This is a genomic window from Microbacterium sp. SLBN-146 (assembly GCF_006715145.1).
GTDB lineage: Bacteria > Actinomycetota > Actinomycetes > Actinomycetales > Microbacteriaceae > Microbacterium.
The window spans coordinates 2,870,514-2,888,058 of the sequence record NZ_VFMR01000001.1 but is presented as its reverse complement, the minus strand read 5'-3'; the positions used below and the strand labels follow the sequence as shown (position 1 = coordinate 2,888,058).

At 67.9% G+C, this 17,545-nt stretch carries 14 protein-coding genes; 7 read left to right on the top strand and 7 right to left on the bottom strand.

The genetic code is table 11. The features are described from left to right. Positions 1-483 (top strand): DUF3093 domain-containing protein, encoded by a 483-nt coding sequence (locus FBY39_RS12895; RefSeq protein WP_141932667.1) that lies wholly within the window; start codon positions 1-3, stop codon positions 481-483. Positions 484-502: 19 nt separating this feature from the next. Here the strand turns inward: FBY39_RS12895 and FBY39_RS12890 are convergent, their stop codons facing one another. Beyond that, positions 503-796: a DUF4193 domain-containing protein gene (locus FBY39_RS12890; RefSeq protein WP_141932666.1), complete on the bottom strand. Its 294-nt coding sequence runs from the start codon at positions 794-796 to the stop codon at positions 503-505. A 206-nt stretch (positions 797-1,002) separates the two neighbouring features. On the opposite strand from FBY39_RS12890, the gene sepH reads away from it, so the two are divergent. After that, the gene (gene sepH, locus FBY39_RS12885) at positions 1,003-2,031 is read left to right on the top strand and encodes a septation protein SepH (RefSeq protein WP_141932665.1); all 1,029 of its coding nucleotides are present in this window, start codon (positions 1,003-1,005) and stop codon (positions 2,029-2,031) included. A gap of 2 nt (positions 2,032-2,033) precedes the next feature. Here the strand turns inward: sepH and FBY39_RS12880 are convergent, their stop codons facing one another. Beyond that, entirely contained in the window at positions 2,034-3,149 is a 1,116-nt protein-coding gene (locus FBY39_RS12880) for an alkaline phosphatase family protein (RefSeq protein ID WP_186336953.1), read from the bottom strand. Positions 3,150-3,218: 69 nt separating this feature from the next. Here FBY39_RS12880 and FBY39_RS12875 point away from each other — a divergent pair, with 69 nt between their 5' ends. Then, entirely contained in the window at positions 3,219-5,672 is a 2,454-nt protein-coding gene (locus tag FBY39_RS12875; protein WP_141932664.1) for a DNA topoisomerase (ATP-hydrolyzing) subunit A, read from the top strand. A gap of 29 nt (positions 5,673-5,701) precedes the next feature. On the opposite strand, the gene FBY39_RS12870 is transcribed toward FBY39_RS12875, so the two are convergent. Then, positions 5,702-7,771: a type IIA DNA topoisomerase subunit B gene (locus tag FBY39_RS12870; protein WP_260837969.1), complete on the bottom strand. Its 2,070-nt coding sequence runs from the start codon at positions 7,769-7,771 to the stop codon at positions 5,702-5,704. 170 nt (positions 7,772-7,941) lie between these two features. On the opposite strand from FBY39_RS12870, the gene FBY39_RS12865 reads away from it, so the two are divergent. After that, entirely contained in the window at positions 7,942-8,166 is a 225-nt protein-coding gene (locus FBY39_RS12865) for a hypothetical protein (protein WP_141934187.1), read from the top strand. Positions 8,167-8,214: 48 nt separating this feature from the next. Here the strand turns inward: FBY39_RS12865 and FBY39_RS12860 are convergent, their stop codons facing one another. The 4 genes from FBY39_RS12860 to FBY39_RS12845 form a co-directional block, all read right to left on the bottom strand. Next, positions 8,215-8,970, bottom strand: coding sequence for a type 1 glutamine amidotransferase (locus FBY39_RS12860; protein ID WP_141932662.1), 756 nt, complete (start codon positions 8,968-8,970; stop codon positions 8,215-8,217). Beyond that, positions 8,967-10,274: a MurT ligase domain-containing protein gene (locus tag FBY39_RS12855; RefSeq protein WP_141932661.1), complete on the bottom strand. Its 1,308-nt coding sequence runs from the start codon at positions 10,272-10,274 to the stop codon at positions 8,967-8,969. Before FBY39_RS12855 ends, FBY39_RS12860 begins: the two co-directional genes overlap by 4 nt. Beyond that, positions 10,271-11,641 (bottom strand): RNA polymerase sigma factor, encoded by a 1,371-nt coding sequence (locus tag FBY39_RS12850; RefSeq protein ID WP_141932660.1) that lies wholly within the window; start codon positions 11,639-11,641, stop codon positions 10,271-10,273. Before FBY39_RS12850 ends, FBY39_RS12855 begins: the two co-directional genes overlap by 4 nt. A gap of 226 nt (positions 11,642-11,867) precedes the next feature. Continuing rightward, complete coding sequence (locus FBY39_RS12845) at positions 11,868-12,788, bottom strand: proteasome assembly chaperone family protein (protein ID WP_141932659.1); 921 nt, start codon at positions 12,786-12,788, stop codon at positions 11,868-11,870. Between the two features lie 86 nt (positions 12,789-12,874). Here FBY39_RS12845 and FBY39_RS12840 point away from each other — a divergent pair, with 86 nt between their 5' ends. The 3 genes from FBY39_RS12840 to sucB all read left to right on the top strand — a co-directional run bounded on the left by FBY39_RS12840 (position 12,875) and on the right by sucB (position 17,539). Then, a complete protein-coding gene (locus FBY39_RS12840; protein ID WP_141932658.1) occupies positions 12,875-14,344 on the top strand; it encodes a leucyl aminopeptidase in 1,470 nt (489 codons plus the stop codon). Beyond that, positions 14,341-15,714, top strand: coding sequence for a dihydrolipoyl dehydrogenase (lpdA, locus tag FBY39_RS12835; RefSeq protein ID WP_141932657.1), 1,374 nt, complete (start codon positions 14,341-14,343; stop codon positions 15,712-15,714). The genes FBY39_RS12840 and lpdA overlap by 4 nt, the downstream gene beginning before the upstream one ends. A 64-nt stretch (positions 15,715-15,778) precedes the next feature. After that, entirely contained in the window at positions 15,779-17,539 is a 1,761-nt protein-coding gene (gene sucB, locus FBY39_RS12830) for a 2-oxoglutarate dehydrogenase, E2 component, dihydrolipoamide succinyltransferase (protein WP_141932656.1), read from the top strand. The last annotated feature ends 6 nt before the right edge of the window (positions 17,540-17,545 follow it).

Below are 17,545 nucleotides of genomic sequence, written 5' to 3'. Positions count from 1 at the left end.
ATGGCATCGCTGAACGGCGGCGGAGGGGATCAACCCCACTACCGCGAGAGATTGAGCCCTTCGCTGTGGGTTCTCGTCGCCGCGGCGCTCTGCGGGCCGATGGCCGCCCTCGTCGTGACGCCCGTCGATACGACGCTCGCGCTCATCGTCGGCGGCGCCGTCGCGGTGATCCTCGTCCTGCTGCTCATCGTGTGGTCGCCGGTCGTCAAGGTGAGCGGGGGGATGCTCCGCGCCGGTCGCGCGCGGATCGAGCTCCGCTATGTCGGAGATCCCGCCGTCTTCGTCGGCGAAGCCGCTCGACACGCGCGGGGATCGGGTCTCGATCCGCGCTCGTGGCATCTGATCCGTGGCGGGATCGACGGCGTCGTCGTCGTCCCGATCCTCGACGTCGACGATCCCGCGCCGAGCTGGGTCATCTCGACGCGCACGCCCGAGAGACTGACAGCGGCGCTGCGCCGCGCTCACGCGGTCGCAGCGCCGTAGCGATGACGGAGGGCTCTCGTCAGGCGGAGCACTCCTTGCAGACGTAGCCGCCGTTGTCCTCGTGGTCGACCTGCGAGCGGTGCTTCACGAGGAAGCAGTTGACGCAGGTGAACTCGTCTTCCTGCGCGGGGAGGACGACGACATCGAGCTCGAGGTCGGAGAGGTCGGCCCCCGGCAGCTCGAAGCCGGAGGGGTTGTCGGAGTCGTCGACGTCGACCGAGCCCGAGAGCTTGTCGGGAACGCGTTCCTTGAGAGCCTCGATCGACTCGCTGTCGTCCTCGGTCTTGCGGGGGGCGTCGTAATCGGTGGCCATGCGTGAACGTCTCTACTTCCGGGTGTGGGGGTGCGTGCGCCCCTTCGGGCGGCGATAGTTTGCATGACGGGGTGCGATTTGGCAAATGCCGCGGTTGTCGGGTCCGCCGTGCGATCCGTGAAACCGGCGGCGCGCGCCGGATATTCCCGTGGATCGGGGCGACGCGTGCAAGCATGGGCCGACACCTGGAGTGGAGGGCGTTTCGCATGGAGCAGCTCAAAGTCATCGGGACCGAGGACGACGTCCTCGTTCTCGCGACCGACACGGGTCAGCGCTTCTCGCTGCCGATCGATGAAGCGCTGCGCGCGGAACTGCGGCGCGCCCGGCGCGACCGTGAGACCGACGTGCGGTCGAATCGTCCGAGCCCGCGCGAGGTTCAGGCGCACATCCGCGCCGGTCTCTCGGCGCAGGAGGTCGCTGTCCTCCTCGACGCGCGCGTCGAGGACGTCGTGAGGTTCGAAGGTCCGGTGCTCGCCGAGCGCGAGCACGTCGTCGGGCAGGCGCTGGCCGTTCCCGTCCTTCTCGGAAGCGACTTCGACGGCGATCCGCACCCCACGTTCGGCAGCGCCGTCCGGGGCAAGCTCGCTGAAGCCGGTGCGACCGGCGAGCGGTGGACGAGCTGGAAAGAACCCACCGGCTGGCTCGTGAAGCTGGAGTTCACTGCCAACGAGATCGATCATGACGCGCGGTGGAGTTTCGACCCCCGTCGCGGCATCCTCTCACCGCTCAACTCCGACGCGATCCAGCTCTCACGTCAGGGATCGCTACCCGAGGGTCTGATCCCGCGTCTGCGGGCGCTCGACTCGTCGCCCGCGGCCAAGGACGACACGCGTTTCGACAGTGGTGCGTTCGGCCCGCGGCGACTTCCCGACGCAGATCTTTCCGCACCTGATCTCCCGACACCGGCCACCCCCGCCGTCCAGCAGGCCGCCATCAAGCGCTCCACCGACGCGCCCGCGACATCGGCCGAGACCGCCGATCTGCTCGAAGCGCTCCGTCGGCGCCGCGGCCAGCGGGAGCCGCTGCCCGAGTTCGAGGAACCGGTGGAGCGACCCCACAATCCCGTCGCCCTGTTCGATGCTCTCGAACCCGGTTACGACGAGGCCGCGCCAGAGCGGCACCCGTCGACGGATTCCGCACCGTCGTCGATCACCGAAGGAGCCGGACGGCGTAAGGGGCGTCCGTCCATGCCGTCGTGGGATGAGATCGTCTTCGGAGCCCGCGGCGACGACTGACCTCAGGCGAACGCGCCGAGGCGGATGAGGGGCACGACGCGTTCTTCGTTCGTAAGGGAACCGTGCTGCCCGACCATCTTCTGCGGAGCCTTGTCGGCCACCCGGTCGTCGTAGTACGCGATCGCGGAGCGCGCTGCCACGAGGATGTCGCCGATGCGATCCCGCACATCATCGTCGACGGCGCCGAACAGGCCCGCGGCGATGGCTTCGTCACGCGACAGGATCCATGAGCGGGATCCTTCCGCGGCACGCCACACCTCGCGGACACGCTCCGCTGCTCCGGGGGCCGCGTAGAGGTGGAGCATGCGGGGTTCTCCGCCGATGAGGTCGACGCCGTCGAGGAGATCATCGCCGTCGTGCAGGAGGATCTGGCGGTGCCGCGGCACGTCGATCATCCCGTGGTCGGACGTGACCACGACGCCGGTGCCCGCCGCTCCCCCGGTGACGAGGGCGCGCACTGCGGCATCGACCCGCTCCAGGCCGACGATCCACTCGTCGGATTCCCACCCGCGCTTGTGTCCGATGGCATCGAGGTCGTTCGCGTAGAGATAGATGAAGGAGCCGGGATGCTGTGCCGCGAGCTCCGCGGCACGATCCACTCGTGAAGTGAGGTCGTCGACCCCGACGAACTCGGCCTCCCCCAGCGTCGCCGCGGTGAACCCCGTTCCCGCGTACTCGTCCTTCGACACCGCGAAGGTCGGGCGGTCTGTCTGCGCGACGAGTCGTTCGGCCCGCTGCCAGTCGGATGGGAGACTGTCGGTCTCCCATCCGCGCAGTTGATTGACGAGGCGATCCGTTCCCGGGATGCGCGCGCGGTAGCCCACGATGCCGTGCTGTCCGGCGGATGCACCCGTGAGAAGTGATGTGAGGGCCGTGGCCGTCGTCGACGGGAAAACCGTACGTGCGGTGTCGCGCTTCGTCGAGGATGCGCTGAGGAAGCGCGCATGGCCCGCCCGTGCCGAGAGATTGGCGGCACCGAGACCGTCGATAACGAACACGATGGCGCTGGTCGCGGGAGCGAACCACTCGGATCGCCCGTCGAGAGAAGCCAGAAGCTCCGGGACGACACGGGTCAGGCTCCGGGCTCGCGAAGGCTCCACGGGTAGGCTGAGGGACATCCGGGCCAGTCTCGCACACCCGCGGAAGGCCCCGCCGGACTCCCCGACATCCGAGGTCCCCTCCGCACCATGCCCGCACCCCGCACGCCCAGCATCCCCGAAGACCACGGTCGCATCGACGACGTCGATGTCTCGACCGAGATGCAGGGTTCCTTCCTCGAGTACGCGTACTCCGTCATCTACTCCCGTGCTCTTCCCGATGCGCGCGACGGACTCAAGCCGGTGCAGCGTCGCATCCTGTACCAGATGTCCGACATGGGCCTGCGGCCGGATCGCGGCCATGTCAAGAGCGCGCGCGTCGTCGGCGAGGTCATGGGAAAGCTCCACCCGCACGGTGACGCGCCGATCTACGACGCACTCGTTCGTCTCGCGCAGCACTTCTCGCTGCGCGTGCCCCTCGTCGACGGACACGGCAACTTCGGCTCCCTCGATGACGGTCCAGCCGCGGCGCGGTACACGGAGGCACGGCTCGCTCCGCCGTCGCTCGCGCTGACCGAGAATCTCGACGAGGACGTCGTCGACTTCATCCCGAACTACGACGGGCAGTTCCAGCAGCCCGAGGTCCTCCCCGCGGCCTTCCCGAACCTGCTCGTCAACGGCGCGACGGGCATCGCGGTCGGAATGGCGACCAACATGGCTCCGCACAACCTGATCGAGGTGGTCGGCGCCGCAACGCATCTGCTCGAGAACCCCGAGGCCACGGTAGAGGAGCTGATGGAGTTCGTGCCGGGACCCGACCTGCCCTCGGGCGGGATCATCGTCGGGCTCGACGGCATCAAGGATGCGTACGCGTCGGGTCGTGGCAGCTTCCGAACGAGGGCGAAGGTGTCGATCGAGTCCCTCGGACCACGGCGCACGGGGATCGTCGTGACAGAGCTGCCGTATCTGGTGGGCCCCGAGCGTGTCATCGAGAAGATCAAGGATGCCGTCCAGGCGAAGAAGCTCCAGGGCATCTCCGATGTCAACGACCTGACCGATCGGCACAACGGGCTGCGGCTCGTCATCGGCATCAAGACCGGCTTCGACCCGCAGGCGGTCCTCGAGCACCTCTACCGGTTCACCCCGCTCGAAGACTCGTTCAGCATGAACAACGTCGCCCTCGTGGGCGGACAGCCGCGCACGCTCGGGCTCAAGGAGCTCCTTCAGGTCTACCTCGATCATCGAGTCCAGGTGGTCACGCGCCGGAGCCGACACCGGCTCGCGCGACGGAAAGAGCGCCTTCACCTCGTCGAGGGCCTCCTCGTCGCGATCCTCGACATCGATGAGGTCATCCAGGTCATCCGCACCTCCGACGACGGTGAGCAGGCGCGTACACGGCTGCAAGAGGTGTTCGATCTTTCGCAGCTTCAGGCGGAGTACATCCTCGAACTGCGCCTGCGTCGACTGACGCGCTTCTCGCGCATCGAGCTCGAGGCGGAACGCGACAGTCTCAAGGCTGAGATCGCGCAGCTCGAAGAGCTTCTCGCAAGCGATGTCCTCCTTCGCGCTCAGGTCGCCCGCGAACTGGATGCCGCCGCTGAGGCGTACGGCACTCCGCGGCGTACCCTCCTCTTGAATGGCGGACCCGTCGCGCCGCGCTCGCGTGCGGCGGCCGCCGCGGCAGACCTCCAGATCGCCGACGCCCCGTGCCGCGTGTTCCTCTCGGCGACGGGTCGCATGGTTCGCGCGGAACTCGGTGAGGAGTCCACCGGTATCGTCCCGCCGACACGTCGCGCGAAGCACGACGCCATCCGCGCCGCAGTCGACACGACGACACGCGGTGACGTCGGCGCCGTCACGAGCGCGGGTCGACTCGTCCGCTTCTCCCCTGTCGACTTGCCCTCTGTCCCGGGGAACTCCGTTCAGCTCGCTGCGGGAACCCGCGCCGACCAGTACCTGGGTCTCGGCACCGGGGAGCACGTCGTCTCTCTCGTCGCCCTCGTCGCCGATCCGCCGATCGCGCTCGGGACGGCGCAGGGGGTCGTGAAGCGCGTCGCGGCGAGCGAGCTCGCGCAGAAGCATGACATCGAGATCATCGCGCTCAAGCCCGGCGATCGTGTCGTCGGCGCTTCGCCTGCTCCCGACGGCACCGAGCTCGTGTTCGTCTCCTCCGACGCGCAGCTCCTGCGCTTCGATGCCTCGAGCGTGCGGCCGCAGGGGCGCGCGGCAGGCGGAATGTCGGGCATGAGGATCTCTGACGGTGCGACCGCCATCTTCTTCGGGGTCGTGGACCCCGCGGCATCCGATGTGTCCGTCGTCACCCTCGCGGGGAGCTCGAATGCCCTGACGGGCGCAGAACCCGGCAGTGCGAAGGTGACCGCGTTCGAGGAGTTCCCTCCCAAGGGACGCGCGACGGGCGGCGTGCGCGCGCAGCGCTTCTTGAAGGGTGAGGATGTTCTCACCCTCGCCTGGGTCGGACCTCTTGCAAGGGCGATCGGCGCGGACGGTGCCGTGCGCACGCTGCCGGAGACCGGCGCACGGCGCGACGCATCGGGTGTGCCCCTCGATGCCGTCATCGGAGCGATCGGGACGAGCATCCGCTGACGCGCGCCGCCCGGCGCTGAGGCGACCGGTCAGGCGTCGATGCGCTCCCGGGCGAGGCTGTCACTCGAGTCGATGATGAACTCCTTGCGGGGGGCGACGTCGTTTCCCATGAGGAGCTCGAAGACGGATGCCGCGGCCTCGGCGTCCTGCATGCGCACACGTCGCAGCAGTCTCCCGGCACGGTCCATGGTCGTCGTCGCGAGCTGGTCGGCATCCATTTCGCCGAGACCCTTGTAGCGCTGGATCGGCTCCTGCCAGCGCTTGCCCGCCTTCGTGAGCTTCGCGAGCAGAGTGTGGAGTTCCTTCTCGGAGTACGTGTAGATCGTCTCGTTGGGCTTCGAACCGGGGTTCATGACGATGACGCGGTGGAGAGGCGGCACGGCGGCGTAGACGCGTCCGTCGTCGATGAGAGGGCGCATATAGCGGAAGAACAGCGTGAGGAGAAGCGTGCGGATGTGCGCCCCGTCGACGTCGGCATCACTCATGAGGATGACCTTGCCGTAGCGTGCGCTGTCGAGATCGAACGATCGTCCGGATCCCGCGCCGATCACCTGGATGATCGCGGCGCATTCGGCGTTGCCGAGCATGTCCGAGACCGAGGCCTTCTGGACGTTGAGGATCTTTCCGCGGATGGGCAGAAGCGCCTGGTACTCGCTGTTGCGGGCCAGCTTCGCCGTACCGAGCGCGGAGTCGCCCTCGACGATGAACAGCTCCGACGCGGCGACATCGTTCGTGCGGCAGTCGGCGAGCTTGACCGGCAGCGACGACGACTCGAGAGCGTTCTTTCGCCGCTGGGTCTCCTTGTGCGTCCGCGCGGAGATCCGCGCCTTCATCTCGGAGACGACTTTGTCGAGGAGCTGCGCCGTCTGCGCTTTGTCGTCGCGCTTCGTCGAGGTGAAGAGGCTCGTGAGCTCCTTGGTCACGACGTTGGCGACGATCTGGCGGACTGCGGGCGTGCCGAGGACTTCCTTCGTCTGCCCCTCGAACTGCGGTTCGGGGAGCCGCACTGTGAGCACGGCGGTAAGGCCGGCGAGGATGTCGTCCTTCTCGAGCTTGTCGTTGCCGACCTTCAGTCGGCGCGCGTTCTGCTCGACCTGCGCGCGAATGACCTTCATGAGGCCGAGCTCGAAACCGGCCTGGTGCGTGCCGCCCTTGGGGGTCGCGATGATGTTCACGAACGAGCGTTGGACCGTCTCGTATCCCGTGCCCCAGCGGAGGGCGATGTCGACCTGGCACTCGCGCTCGAGCTCCGTCGGCACCATCGCCCCCGATGCCTGCAGGACGGGAACGGTTTCGGTGAAGGTTCCCGTGCCGTTCAGGCGCCAGGTGTCGGTGACGGCGGAATCGGGAGCGAGATACTCGACGAACTCGGAGATGCCACCGTCGAAGCGGTAGGACGCCTCCGCCGGTTCGGCGCCGCGCTCGTCGCGGATCACGATCTCGAGACCGGGGACGAGGAACGCCGTCTGGCGCGCACGCTGCTCGAGCTCCTCCAGGTTGAACTGCGCGTCCTTCGTGAAGATCTGGGTGTCGGCCCAATAGCGGATGCGTGTGCCGGTGACACCCTTGGGGGCGCGACCGATCGATGCCAGCTCGGAACTCTTCTCGAACGGCGTGAACGTGGACGTCGGCTCAGGTCCCGAGAATCTCCCGGGCTCACCCCGGTGGAAGGACATCGCCCAGGTCTTGCCGCCGCGGTCGACCTCGACGTCGAGTCGCTCGGAGAGCGCGTTGACGACCGAGGCTCCCACGCCGTGGAGGCCGCCGGACGCCGCGTACGAACCACCGCCGAACTTGCCGCCGGCGTGCAGCTTCGTGAAGACGACTTCGACACCCGACAGACCGGTACGCGGCTCGATGTCGACGGGGATGCCGCGGGCACGGTCGCGCACCTCGACGCTGCCGTCAGCGTGCAACAGGATGTCGATACGCGATCCGTGCCCCGCGAGAGCTTCGTCGACCGAGTTGTCGATGATCTCCCACAGGCAGTGCATGAGACCGCGCGAATCCGTCGAACCGATGTACATTCCGGGTCGTTTGCGGACCGCCTCGAGACCCTCGAGGACCTGGAGATGATGGGCTGAGTACTCGGCGGTCACAAACCTCAAGCGTAATCTCGCGCGAGGAGTCGGGCCCCGGGACACACGGGGCGGCAGGGCACTCGTACGCGGAGAGCGAACGGGACCAGGTTCGCGGCATTCTCGAAACATCGCCGTGGTTGTATTTCATGACCTGCAACGCACTCGAACGTTACGAGGAGGCACCCGAGATGAACACGCTCACGACACCCGACGAGAACACGGCCGTCCTCGAGCACCGCCTGACCGCGGCGGATCGCTGCGACTCCTGTGGAGCCCAGGCGTACATCGCCGCCGAGGTCAATGGCAGCGAACTGCTCTTCTGCGCTCACCACGGGCGGAAGTACGAAGAGAAGCTCCGCTCCGTCGCCACCTCGTGGCACGACGAGACCGCGCGACTCCACGAAGCTCGCTGACACACAGCACGAGAATGCCCCCGTCATCGACGGGGGCATTCTTCGTTGTCAGAGCTGGATCGCCGTGAAGTGCTTGCTGGCGGCGCGTCGTTCGATCTCGGCGCGGGCGTGGCGCGCATAGTCGTCGATCTGTGCGTGGGCGGCGCCAGTGTCGTACTCGCCCCCGCGCTTCGCGACGGCGGTCCGCAGGATCGCGTCGGCGAGCTGAGGATTGAGCGGAAGCGCGGGACCCTGCACATTTGTTGCGTAGACGCCGTCGACGACGACTGTCTCACCGGCGGGGTCGAGGCTACCGCGGCCGGCGACGACGGTGCCGTATCGGATTGCGGGGTCTGCGCCCGGCTGCAGCGTCCAGACCGATGCGTGATCTTCGAATCCGACGAGTCGGCCGTCGCGCGTCTCCGCCACGATGTAGCCCACACGCCGGTCTCGCGTGCGCGCGACGGTCGCCGGCACGAGACCGAGGCCCTCGATGTCGGGTCCGTCGAGAACCCGCACGTTCGCCGCGAGGAGCTCCGCCCCGGCGCCGACGGCGAAGATCACCGCTCCCGCCTCACGCTGACGGGAGAGCCAGGCCCTCCGGCCGAAGAGATCGTCGCGAACCGTACGCAGCGCCGACAGCGGACCGTTGCCGATCACGATGACGTCGGCGTCGGGCTCGGCGGCATCCGCCATTCCGATCGAGGTGATCGCGGCGTCGAGGCCAGCAAGACGCGCTCGGGTCGCGAGGACGTCGACATTGCCCCGGTCACCTGTGACCCCGAGCAGATCCGGGTAGAGCTGGACGATCTGGAGATCGGTCATCGTCGGGCCACCTCCTGATCGCCGTAGCCGAGGATGCGGCGGCCCAGCATCATCAGCTCATAGTTCACGAACCACGTCTGTCGGCCGTCGCGGGTCTGCGGGAAGCGCCGCATGATCTCGACGGCCTTCTCGACATCCGGTTCGACCGTGCCGATCGGGATGCCGGCATAGGCGAGCCTCGTCGCGATCTGGTGTGCCTTCTCCCCCGTCACGACATCGACGTGATCGAAACGCGACAGGTCGACGTCGTACATCCAGGAGATGTCCGGCGTGCCTTCGTCGATCGCCATCAGAACCCGTTCGGGAGCCGCGTCGAGGGCGTCCACGTTGAGCTGCAGACTCGGTCCGTTCTTGAACATGACGAACTCCACCTGCTCTCCGGAGGGATCACGGCGAAGCGGGACGAGTTCGCCACGGCCGTAGGCGGGGGTCATCTGCGAGAACCCGCGCGCGGCGGCCTCCGTGTCGAACCGGCCGCTCAGGATGTGTCGAGCAGCGCTGACGGCGGCGGCGGCGTCGACGGCGTAGTGCAGACCCCGCGCGGGGAGCGTGATCGAGAAGACCGTTCCGTCCAGCGAAAGCTCGACCGCACGCCCGGACGCCGAGACGACCTCCGTCTCGAGGTGCCGCTGACGTGTTCCGGCGTCGCCGCTTCGCGTATCGACGGCGTTGACGAGCCCGTGCGCGGATGCCGCGACGACCGCGGGTGACGCACCGAAGAAGGAGGCCTCGGAACGGAGAGTCGTGTCGTCGATCTTGCTCAGGTACGGATCATCGGCGTTGACGACGACACGCACGGACGCGCGCGTCGCCGCGTCGAGCATCATGTCGGCGACGCGCTCGGTCTCGTAGAACCGGTAGAGCTGGTCGACCTGCACGTTGAGTGCCACGATGACGCGCGGAGCGAGGATGTCCGCGAGTTCCGCGGCGAATCCCTCGTCCACCTCGAGCACCGCGACATCGGCGCGCACGCGCCCTGTGAGAGTGGCGTCGGCGAGCAACGCGCTCGTGACTCCCTGCGGGAGGTTCGCGCCCGTCGGGTTCGTGAAGACCTTGAGTCCGTGCGCCCGAAGGATCTCGCTGACCATGTGGGTCGTCGTGGTCTTGCCGTTAGAGCCGAGGACGAAGACGACGCCATCCGGGAACTGGCCGCCGAGCGTGCTCAGCAACGACGGCGCGAGTCGGTTCGCGACATACCCGGGGAAGGCTGAGCCTCCCCCGCGCAACCTCGTCGCGAACCGCGCGAGCTTGCCTGCGACGATCGCCGGAACGTACCGGAGACCGCTGCCCTTCGCGCGGGTCACTCGAGGTAGTCCCGGAGCGACTGCGAACGCGACGGGTGCCGCAGCTTCGCCATCGTCTTGGACTCGATCTGACGGATCCGCTCGCGCGTCACCCCGAACGTGTCCCCGATCTGGTCGAGGGTCTTGGGCTGGCCGTCGCCGAGTCCGAAGCGCATGCGGATGACGCCTGCTTCGCGCTCGGAGAGCGAATCGAGCAGCGACTCGAGCTGACGCTGCAGCATCGTGAAGCCCACGGCGTCTGCGGGGACGACTGCCTCGGTGTCTTCGATCAGGTCTCCGAACTCGCTGTCGCCGTCCTCGCCGAGAGGCGTGTGCAGCGAGATCGGCTCGCGGCCGTACTTCTGCACCTCGATGACCTTCTCAGGGGTCATGTCGAGTTCGCGGCTCAGCTCTTCGGGCGTGGGCTCGCGCCCGAGGTCCTGCAGCATCTGCCGCTGGACACGAGCGAGCTTGTTGATGACCTCCACCATGTGGACCGGGATGCGGATGGTCCGCGCCTGGTCGGCCATCGCGCGAGTGATCGCCTGCCGGATCCACCACGTCGCATACGTGGAGAACTTGAAGCCCTTCGTGTAGTCGAACTTCTCGACAGCGCGGATGAGGCCGAGGTTGCCCTCCTGGATGAGGTCCAGGAACTGCATGCCACGGCCGGTGTAGCGCTTGGCCAGCGAGACGACCAGTCGGAGGTTCGCCCCGAGCAGGTGCGACTTCGCGCGCTGTCCGTCGCGAGCAACCCACTGCAGGTCGAGTCCGAGCTGCGAGGACTTCTCGGCACCGGACATGTGCGAGAGCTTCTCCTCGGCGAACAGACCCGCCTCGATCCGCATCGCGAGCTCGACCTCTTCCGCCGCGTTCAGCAGCGGAACCTTGCCGATCTGCTTCAGGTAGTCCTTGACGGGGTCGGCGGTCGCGCCGGTGATCTGCGTCGAGTAAACGGGGACGTCGTCCTCGTCGCTCGATGTGATGACGATCGCGCCCGTGGGAAGCGGCTCGGTGAAAGCCGGCTTGGGGCTCTCCTCGTCGTCATCGTCGTCGGACGACTCTGATGCGTTCGCGGCGGGAGCCTTCTCGCGCGTCACCGCGGGAGTGGTCTCGTCGTCGTCGCTCGTGTCGTCCGCGTCGTCGATGTCGACGTCGTCTTCGACCTCGATGTCCTCATCGGGTTCGTCGTCGCCGTCCGCGGAGCTCGCCTTCGAAGCCTTCTTCGCGGCGGCCTTCGAAGCCGCCGGCGCCTTCGCCGCGGTCTTCTTCGCAGGAGCCTTCTTCGCCGGGGCCTTGACGGCAGCCTTCGCCGCCGCCGGGGTCGCCTCATCGAGGTCGGCGTCCTGAGGGGCGGCGGTGGCCTTGGTCTTGGTGCCTGGAGTCACGTTCTGCCTTTCACCGACCGAGCGATCCCATCGCTGAGTCGGGGGAATTCGGACACTAGTAAGACCCTTGTCAAGTCCGAGTGGCTCAGCGCGAACTGAAACTGCGGTTGACAACGGGTCGTGGCATCCAGTATCGCACACTCGACCTCGCACAACAGCACAGCGGCGAGAGGTCGATCGACTGGCGCCTCCCTCTACAACCGCGGCGCGACCCAGGGCATTCCCCTCAGACGCGTTTGTCGTCCTCGCCCGGCGCCCGGTTCGCGAGGAATCGCTCCAGCTCAGCGGCCAGTTCGTCCGCACTGGGCAGATCACCCGTGTGGATCATCGGTGTCGCCAGTGTCGACCCTGCCATGTAGGCGTCGTAGCGCTCTTCCAGCCCTTCGACCATGCGCGAGAGCTCGTCGCTGCCGCTCACCTGCTCGCCGACCTTCTCGAGATACTCGCGGTTCTCTTCGCGGAGATCGTCTCCCGAGAAGACGAGGCCGGTGGCAACCGTGAGGCTGTCGAGCGCGGCGAGGGCGGCAGCGGGGTACTCGGTGTCCCCCAGGTAGTGAGGCACCAGCAGGACGAAGCCCGCGACGGCGGCCCCCGCCTGTGCGAACCGATACTCCAGGAGGTGCCCCGCCGTCGCGGGCACCTCGGTGTGCGGCTTCCAGACCGAGTGGGCCGCGGTCAGCTCGGCACGGGTGCCGCTGACCGTCGTGCCGATCGGCCGCGTGTGCGGGACCGGCATGGGGATGGCGTGAACCCAGGTCACCGTCGCGACGTCGTACTCGTCGGTGAGCGCGAGGATGCTGCGGGTGAACGACTCCCACGCGAAGTCGGGCTCGTATCCGGCGAGGAGCAGGAACGGCTGTCCGAGGGCGTCGTGTGCGAGCGAGAGCTCGAGTCTCGGCGGGCGATAGTCGGTGAGGTGATCCTGGTCGAACGCGACGATCGGCCGGCGTGCGCGGTAGTCCAGCAGCGCATCGTTGTCGAAGACGACGAGTGGGATCGGCTCCAGGTCGCTGCGGAAGTGATCGATGACCTGCGCGACGGCACTTCCGGCATCCGTGAAGCCCGTCAGGGTGATGACGAGTGGGAGGCCGCGGGGAACGGGTGGGGCCGACACCGAGCGTTCGAAGAGCGGACCGAGGGAGGGCATGTCCTCCATGCTACGAGTGACGTCGGGCCCAGGGGTGATGGGCGCATCCCGCTCAGAGCGAACAAGGCATCCGTAGGATGGAGGCCATGTCTTTTCCCGACGTCGTCCACCGCACAGATCCGATCCGAGACACCGACGCCGACGCCATCGTGCTGGCGCTTCCGCCGCTCGAAGACGACGATTCGCTGCACGACTGGCCCGGGCTCGCAGAAGCTCTCGCGGCGATCGGGTTCACGGGCTCTCCCGGATCCGTTCACCGGGTCTATGCGCCGGAGAGCACGTCGCTCCCCTTGGCGGTCGTCGGCACCGGCGCCGGCGGAGATGCGGCGTCGCTCCGTGACGCCGCAGGAGTCGCACTGCGCACCCTGACCGGATTCGAGACGATCTCGCTCGGCGCGCCGCTCGCCGATCCCGAACTGTGGACGGCTCTCGCCGAGGGCGCTGCGCTCGGCGGCTATCGGTTCGACAGCTACAAGTCAGACCCCCCCAAGGCGCGCGCCGCTCGTGTCGTGGTCCATTCCGATGCCGACGAGGCTCCGGGCGCTCTCGCCGACATCATCGCGACCGCCGATGCCGCCGCGCTCGTGAAGGATCTCGTCTCGATCCCCGCCGAGTGGCTGGGCCCGTCCGACTTCGCCGAGCGGGCGGTCTCCGCTTTCGAAGGGCTGCCCGTCGAGATCGAGGTGCTCGACGAGTCCGCCCTCGCTGAAGGGGGCTATGGCGGAATCCTCGGTGTCGGGCAGGGCTCGGACCGTCCGCCGAGACTCGTCCGGCTCGACTACGCGCCGGAAGGGGCGAACCGCCACGTCGCGCTCGTCGGCAAGGGCATCACGTTCGACACGGGCGGACTCTCGCTCAAGCCCGCCGCCGGCATGGTCGGGATGAAGTACGACATGTGCGGCGCCGCGACGGCGCTGGCCGTGGTGCGCGCCGTCGCGACGATGGGTCTGCCCGTGCACGTGAGCGCGTGGCTCTGCATCGCCGAGAACATGCCGTCGGGGCGGGCGACCCGCCCGGGAGACGTTCTGCGGATCCTCGACGGAACGACGGTCGAGGTCACCAACACGGATGCCGAAGGGCGTCTCGTCCTCGCGGACGGACTGGTGGCCGCGAGTCGCCGGCATCCTGACGTCATCGTCGACGTCGCCACGCTGACCGGCGCCATCACGATCGCGCTGGGTAACCGTCATACCGGTGTCATGGGCGACGAAGCCGCCGTCGAGGAGTACCTTGCGGCAGCGGACGCCGTCGGTGAGCTCGCGTGGCCCCTCCCGCTTCCCGTTCATATGTCGGACGACCTCGATTCCCCGATCGCCGACATGCAGAACGCGAAGATCGGCGATCCGGCGGGAGGGTCGCTGTTCGCAGGGCTCTTCCTTCAGCGCTTCGTCGGTCGTCAGTCCGACGACGACGGTGCGCCCCGTATTCCGTGGGTGCACCTGGACATCGCAGGTGTCGGCATGAACAAGGGCGCTGGATTCGGCTTCACCGACAAGGGGCCGACCGCCGCCACCGTCCGGTCGCTCATCCGATTCATCTCTGGAGGTCAACGATGACCGAGCACACCTTCGACCTCGTCGTCCTGGGCGGAGGCAGTGGAGGCTACGCCGCCGCACTCCGCGCCGCAGAGCTGGGGAAGAGCGTCGCGATCGTCGAGAAGGACAAGGTGGGGGGCACGTGCCTCCATCGCGGGTGCATTCCGACGAAGGCGCTTCTGCACGCCGCGGAGGTTGCCGACACTGCTCGGGACGCCGCGACGATCGGCATCCGGGCGACGCTCGACGGCATCGACCCCGACGGCGTGCGCGCCTACCGCGAGGGGATCGTCGCGAAGAAGTTCAAGGGACTCGAGGGCCTCATCAAGGCTCGCGGGATCACGGTCGTCGCTGGCGAAGGCGTTCTCGAATCCGGTCCCGCCGTCCGCGTCGGCGACGACCTGTACCGGGGCACTGATGTCGTCCTCGCAACCGGCTCCTACAGCCGCTCATTGCCGGGCCTCGAGATCGGCGGGCGCATCCTCACGAGCGAGCATGCCCTCGAGCTCCAGGAGATCCCGGACAGCGTCCTGATCCTCGGTGGTGGAGTGATCGGCGTCGAGTTCGCGAGCGTCTGGAAGTCCTTCGGCGTCGATGTCACCATCATCGAGGCGCTCGACCATCTCGTTCCGAACGAGGACATCTCGCTCAGCAAGGCCATGGAGCGGGCCTACCGGAAGCGCGGCATCGCGACATCGCTCGGCGTCCGGTACGCGTCGGCAGAGCAGACCGATTCCGACGTCACGGTGACGCTGGAGGACGGCAAGACGTTCACCGCCGACTACCTTCTCGTCGCGGTGGGCCGCGGCCCGGCGACCGCGGGGCTCGGCTACGAGGAGGCCGGTGTCCACCTCGACCGGGGGTTCGTCGTGACCGACGAGCGACTGCGCACCGCCGTCGCCCACGTGTGGGCCGTCGGCGACATCGTTCCCGGACTCCAGCTCGCGCACCGCGGCTTCCAGCAGGGCATCTTCGTCGCGGAGGAGATCGCGGGGCTGTCGCCCGTGCTCGTTCCCGACCTCCAGATTCCGAAGGTCACCTATTCGCGACCGGAGCTCGCCTCCGTGGGCGTGACCGAGGCGCAGGCGACGGCGGAGTTCGGCGCCGACGGGATCGTGGCCTACGAGTACAACCTCGCGGGCAACGGCAAGAGCGAGATCCTCGGCACGAGCGGCATCGTCAAGGTCATCCGCAAGAAGGAGGGCGCTGTCATCGGCGTGCACCTCGCGGGTGATCGCGTGGGAGAACTCATCACGGAGGGGCAGCTCGCCGTGGGCTGGGAGGCGCACCCCGAGGACATCGCCCCCTTCCTCCACGCGCACCCGACGCAGAGCGAAGCACTCGGCGAAGCCTTCCTCGCCCTGGCGGGCAAACCGCTGCACGCGCTGTAGAACCGCAGGCCATGCCCTGTCACTAAGCTAGACACGAGAACTTCATCCTGAAGGAGACATACCCATGAGCACTTCCGTGGTCCTCCCCGCGCTCGGCGAGAGCGTCACCGAGGGAACGGTCACCCGCTGGCTCAAGCAGGTCGGCGACACCGTGGAGGCGGACGAGGGGCTGCTCGAGATCTCGACCGACAAGGTCGACACCGAGATCCCGTCGCCCGTCGGAGGCGTGATCGAAGAGATCCTCGTTCAAGAAGACGAGACGGTCGAAGTCGGTGCCGTCTTGGCGAAGATCGGCGACGGATCGTCAGCGGGATCCTCCGACGACGTGTCCGGGTCCGCCGACGAGCCCGCAGCGGCCGCTGAGCCGGAAGCCGCACCGGAGCCCCAGGCGGCACCGGAAGCCCCGGCCGCCGAAGAGAAGCCCGCCGAAGCGCCCGCGGCCCAGGCTGCGCCCGCCGCTCAGGGTGAGGGTAAGGACGTCGTCCTCCCCGAGCTCGGTGAGAGCGTCACGGAGGGCACGATCACGCGCTGGCTGAAGCAGGTCGGCGACTCGGTCGAAGTGGACGAGCCTCTCGTCGAGATCTCGACCGACAAGGTGGACACCGAGATTCCGTCCCCTGTCGCGGGAATCCTCCAGGCGATCCTCGTGGATGAGGACGAGACCGTCGAGGTCGGCGCAGCTCTGGCGCGGATCGGCGATGCCGCGGCCGCTCCTGCGCCTGCCGAACCCGCCCCCGCCGAAGCAGCGCCCGCCCCGAAGGAAGAGGCCGCGGCGAAGGAAGACGCAGCGCCCGCCCCCGTCGCCAAGGAGGAGCCGGCCGTCGACGCTCCGGTGGCCGAGGCCCCGGCCGCTCCCGCGCAGGAGGCACCGGCTCCCGCCGCCGCGCCCGCTCCCACCCTCGTGGCCGGTGACGACGAGGTGCAGTACGTCACGCCGCTCGTTCGCCGTCTCGCACAGCAGCAGGGTGTCGACCTGGCCTCCGTCAAGGGCACGGGCGTCGGAGGACGAATCCGCAAGGAAGACGTCCTCAAGGCTGCCGAGGCGCCTGCACCGCAGGCATCGAGCGCCCCCGCCGCGACGCCGACCGAGGCCGTCGTCGAGGTGTCGCCGCTCCGCGGAACGACGCAGAAGATGTCTCGCCTGCGCAAGGTCATTGCAGAGCGTGCCGTCGCGTCGATGCAGGCCACCGCTCAGCTCACGACGGTCGTCGAGGTCGATGTGACGCGACTCGCCGCTTATCGTGACGCTGTCAAGGCGGAGTTCCAGCAGAAGACGGGCGACAAGCTCTCCTTCCTTCCGTTCTTCGCTATTGCTGCGATCGAGGCGCTGCAGACCTACCCCGTCATCAACGCGACGGTCGACGGTGACAACATCGTCTACCCGCCCAGCGAGAACGTCTCCATCGCGGTCGACACCGAGCGTGGACTCCTGACGCCCGTCGTTCGCGACGCCGCGGGCAAGTCGATCGCAGAGCTCGCACGCGAGATCGCCGACCTCGCTGCTCGCACGCGCGACAACAAGCTCAAGCCCGACGAGCTGGCCGGTGGAACGTTCACGCTGACCAACACCGGATCGCGAGGCGCGCTCTTCGACACGCCGATCGTCTTCCTTCCGCAGTCGGCGATCCTGGGGCTCGGCGCTGTCGTCAAGCGGCCCGGCATCGTCACGGTGGATGGAAAGGACGCGATCGCCCCGCGTTCGTACGTCTTCCTGGCGCTCTCGTATGACCACCGCATCATCGATGGTGCAGACGCCGCCCGATTCCTCGGCTCGGTGAAGAAGCGCCTCGAGGCATCTGACTTCGACGGGCAGCTCGGCATCTGACTCGGA

Bases quoted from the DNA above. Each gene is read 5' to 3' on its own strand.
- FBY39_RS12895 (WP_141932667.1), top strand. From the start codon at position 1: ATGGCATCGCTGAACGGCGGCGGAGGGGATCAACCCCACTACCGCGAG.
- FBY39_RS12890 (WP_141932666.1), bottom strand. From the start codon at position 796: ATGGCCACCGATTACGACGCCCCCCGCAAGACCGAGGACGACAGCGAG.
- sepH (WP_141932665.1), top strand. From the start codon at position 1,003: ATGGAGCAGCTCAAAGTCATCGGGACCGAGGACGACGTCCTCGTTCTC.
- FBY39_RS12880 (WP_186336953.1), bottom strand. From the start codon at position 3,149: ATGTCCCTCAGCCTACCCGTGGAGCCTTCGCGAGCCCGGAGCCTGACC.
- FBY39_RS12875 (WP_141932664.1), top strand. From the start codon at position 3,219: ATGCCCGCACCCCGCACGCCCAGCATCCCCGAAGACCACGGTCGCATC.
- FBY39_RS12865 (WP_141934187.1), top strand. From the start codon at position 7,942: ATGAACACGCTCACGACACCCGACGAGAACACGGCCGTCCTCGAGCAC.
- FBY39_RS12860 (WP_141932662.1), bottom strand. From the start codon at position 8,970: ATGACCGATCTCCAGATCGTCCAGCTCTACCCGGATCTGCTCGGGGTC.
- FBY39_RS12845 (WP_141932659.1), bottom strand. From the start codon at position 12,788: ATGCCCTCCCTCGGTCCGCTCTTCGAACGCTCGGTGTCGGCCCCACCC.
- FBY39_RS12840 (WP_141932658.1), top strand. From the start codon at position 12,875: ATGTCTTTTCCCGACGTCGTCCACCGCACAGATCCGATCCGAGACACC.
- lpdA (WP_141932657.1), top strand. From the start codon at position 14,341: ATGACCGAGCACACCTTCGACCTCGTCGTCCTGGGCGGAGGCAGTGGA.
- sucB (WP_141932656.1), top strand. From the start codon at position 15,779: ATGAGCACTTCCGTGGTCCTCCCCGCGCTCGGCGAGAGCGTCACCGAG.